Origin of the sequence: uncultured Arenimonas sp., from assembly GCF_963976025.1 — a bacterium.
Taxonomy (GTDB): domain Bacteria; phylum Pseudomonadota; class Gammaproteobacteria; order Xanthomonadales; family Xanthomonadaceae; genus Arenimonas.
In genome coordinates, this window is sequence record NZ_CAXBJS010000244.1 from 1 (window position 1) to 3,097 (window position 3,097).

2 protein-coding genes are annotated in these 3,097 nt (G+C 65.8%); both read left to right on the forward strand.

What is annotated here, in order from left to right:
- A partial coding sequence (locus tag AACZ35_RS13515; RefSeq protein ID WP_339830164.1) for a peptide chain release factor 3 occupies positions 1-1,494 on the forward strand: 1,494 nt, incomplete at its 5' end.
- Between the two features lie 144 nt (positions 1,495-1,638).
- A partial coding sequence (locus AACZ35_RS13520; RefSeq protein ID WP_339830166.1) for a hypothetical protein occupies positions 1,639-3,097 on the forward strand: 1,459 nt, incomplete at its 3' end.

Genomic DNA, 3,097 nt, shown 5'->3' on the forward strand with positions numbered 1-3,097 from the left:
ATCCAGATGGCCGGCTCGGTGAAGGGTCGCAAGGCCGCCCGCCACGCCACCTCCGACTGGATGGCGCTGGAGAAGGAGCGCGGCATCTCGGTCACCAGCTCGGTGATGCAGTTCCCCTACGAGGGCCGCATCGTCAACCTGCTCGACACCCCCGGCCACGCCGACTTCGGCGAAGACACCTACCGCGTGCTCACCGCCGTGGACAGCGCGCTGATGGTGATCGACGTCGCCAAGGGCGTCGAGGACCGCACGATCAAGCTGATGGAAGTCTGCCGGCTGCGCGACACGCCGATCATGAGCTTCATCAACAAGCTCGACCGCGAGGGCAAGGAGCCGATCGAACTGCTCGACGAAGTCGAAAGCGTGCTCGGCATCGAATGCGCGCCGATCACCTGGCCGATCGGCATGGGCCAGCGCCTGCGGGGCGTGGTGCACCTGATCAGCGGCGAAGTGCACCTGTACGAACAGGGCCGCAACTTCACCCGCCAGGACAGCACCATCTTCCCGTCCATCGACGCCCCCGGCCTGGCCGAACGCATCGGCGAGAAGATGCTTGCCGAGCTGCGCGACGAACTCGAGCTGGTGCAGGGCGCCTCGCATTCGTTCGACAAGCAGGCCTACCTGGAAGGCCGGCAGACGCCGGTGTTCTTCGGTTCGGCGGTGAACAACTTCGGCGTGCAGCCGCTGCTCGATTTCTTCGTCGAACACGCGCCGTCGCCGCGGCCGCGCGCCACCACCACGCGCGTGGTCAAGCCCGAGGAAGAAACCTTCTCCGGCTTCGTGTTCAAGATCCAGGCCAACATGGACCCGCAGCACCGCGACCGCGTGGCCTTCCTGCGCGTGTGTTCGGGCCGCTACGAAAGTGGCATGAAGGCCTTCCACGTGCGCAGCGGCAAGGACCATAAGCTGGCCAACGCGCTTACCTTCATGGCCAGCGACCGCGAGATCGCCGAAACCGCCTACCCGGGCGACGTGATCGGCCTGCACAACCACGGCACCATTTCGATCGGCGACACCTTCAGTTCCGGCGAGTCGATGGGTTTCACCGGCATCCCGAACTTCGCGCCCGAACTGTTCCGCCGCGCCCGCCTGCGCGACCCGCTGAAGCTAAAGCAGCTGCAGAAGGGTCTGGCCCAGCTTTCCGAAGAAGGTGCCACCCAGTTCTTCCGGCCGCTGATGTCCAACGACCTGATCCTGGGCGCCGTGGGCATGCTGCAGTTCGACGTGGTGGCCTACCGCCTGAAGGACGAATACAGCGTGGACGCCAGCTTCGAGCCGGTGTCGGTCGCCACCGCCCGCTGGGTGAAGGGCGGCACGCCCAAGAAGATGGAAGAGTTCCGGGAAAAGAACGCCAGCCACCTGGCCGTGGACGCCGCCGGCCAGATGGTCTACCTGGCGCCTTCACGCGTGAACTTGCAGCTGACCCAGGAACGCTGGCCCGACTTCGAATTCGCCGCCACCCGCGAACACGCCCAGGCCCTGGCCGTCGACTGAGCGCCGGACCGAGACTTTTTCCCTCGACAGGTTCCCACCCAAGCCCCATGCTGCGCGCTGGCGCGCCGGGGGGAGCGCCGCACCCTGAAGGCCCCGCAGAGGGCAAAGAGGGCTAGTCCCCCTTAATTTCCACAGGGGACCACCATGCGAATCACCTTGATGGCCATGTTGCTGCTTGGCGCCAGCCAGGTTGCGGCCCAGCCGTATGCCTATGTTCCGAACCAGGGCAGCAACAACGTCTCGGTCATCGACGATGCCACGCTGAGCGTGGCTGCCACCATTCCGGCCGGCTCGACGCCTTCGGGTGTGTCGGTGTCGGCGGACGGCTCCCGCGTCTACATCGCCAACCTGAGCAGCAACAACGTTACGGTCATCGACGGCACGACCAATACCGTCGTCACCACGGTTGCCGTAGGCCTGGCGCCGTATGGTCTCGTCGTTTCGCCCGATGGCAGCGAAGTGTATGTGCCCAACTCCGGCGGCAACTCGGTTTCGGTGATCGACACGGCCACCAATACGGTGGTGGCAACGATCCCGGGCCTGAACAATCCCTGGTACCCGGACGTCACCCCGGACGGCGCGATCCTCCTCGTGCCCAACCACGCCACCAATACCGTCAGCGCGATCGACACCGCCACCCGGACCATCGTGCAGACCTATGTCGTGCAGACGGCTCCGGTCAGCGTCTCGGTGACGCCGAACGGCAGCAAGGCCTACGTCACCAACGACAATGGCAACATCGCCTCGGCCATCGACCTGGGCACCGGCATTGTCACGGCGCTGCCCGGCACCGGCAGCACGATCGGCGTCGACTTCCTGCCCGACAGCTCCATGGCCTACTTCGCCAGCTGGAACAGCGGCAACATCTACCGAATCGACACGGCCACGGACACCATCGTCCAGACGATCGTGACCGACCCGTCCATGATCGGCGCTTCGATCACGCCCGACGGTGCGCGCCTGTACGTCGCCAACCGCAGCCAGGCTCGCGTCGACATCATCGACACCGCGACCAATGCGGTCATCGGCAGTGTTCCGGTTGGCATTTCGCCCTGGGCCGACGGCAACATGTTCCAGCGCGCACCCTACGTCGCCCCGATCGCCCAGGGCGTGCAGCTCGACGCTGTGCCGGGCGCCCCGGTGGTGTACGCCGAAGAGATCAGCGCTTCGCCGGGTTCGCCGGTGACGCTGCTCAATCCGGCCGGCAACCTGAACCTGTCGGCCAACCTGGGCTACAGCTTCTCGATCGGCGAAGTGCGTTATGCGCGCTTTGAGTGCGACAACGGCCTGGAGTTCGATGCCGGTTCGGCGGCGACCTACGACGGTGCCGGCAGTGCCGGTCTCGGCGCTATCAATGGCCTGGGCAACAGCGCCATGCACTTCTCGATCACCGCCAACGACAACAACGTGACGTCGTCCGACCGCCTCGTGATCACCGGCGACCGCCAGATCACCGGCACCACCGACGTCAACTGCACCTACAGCCTCTACGACTTCCCGTCGCAGGCGGCTGCCGGTGGCCCGAACGGCCGCGTGTATTCGGTGTCCGGCCCGTACATCCGCTTCGCCCCCAGCTACGCGCTGGAAGTCGATGCCGAAGGCA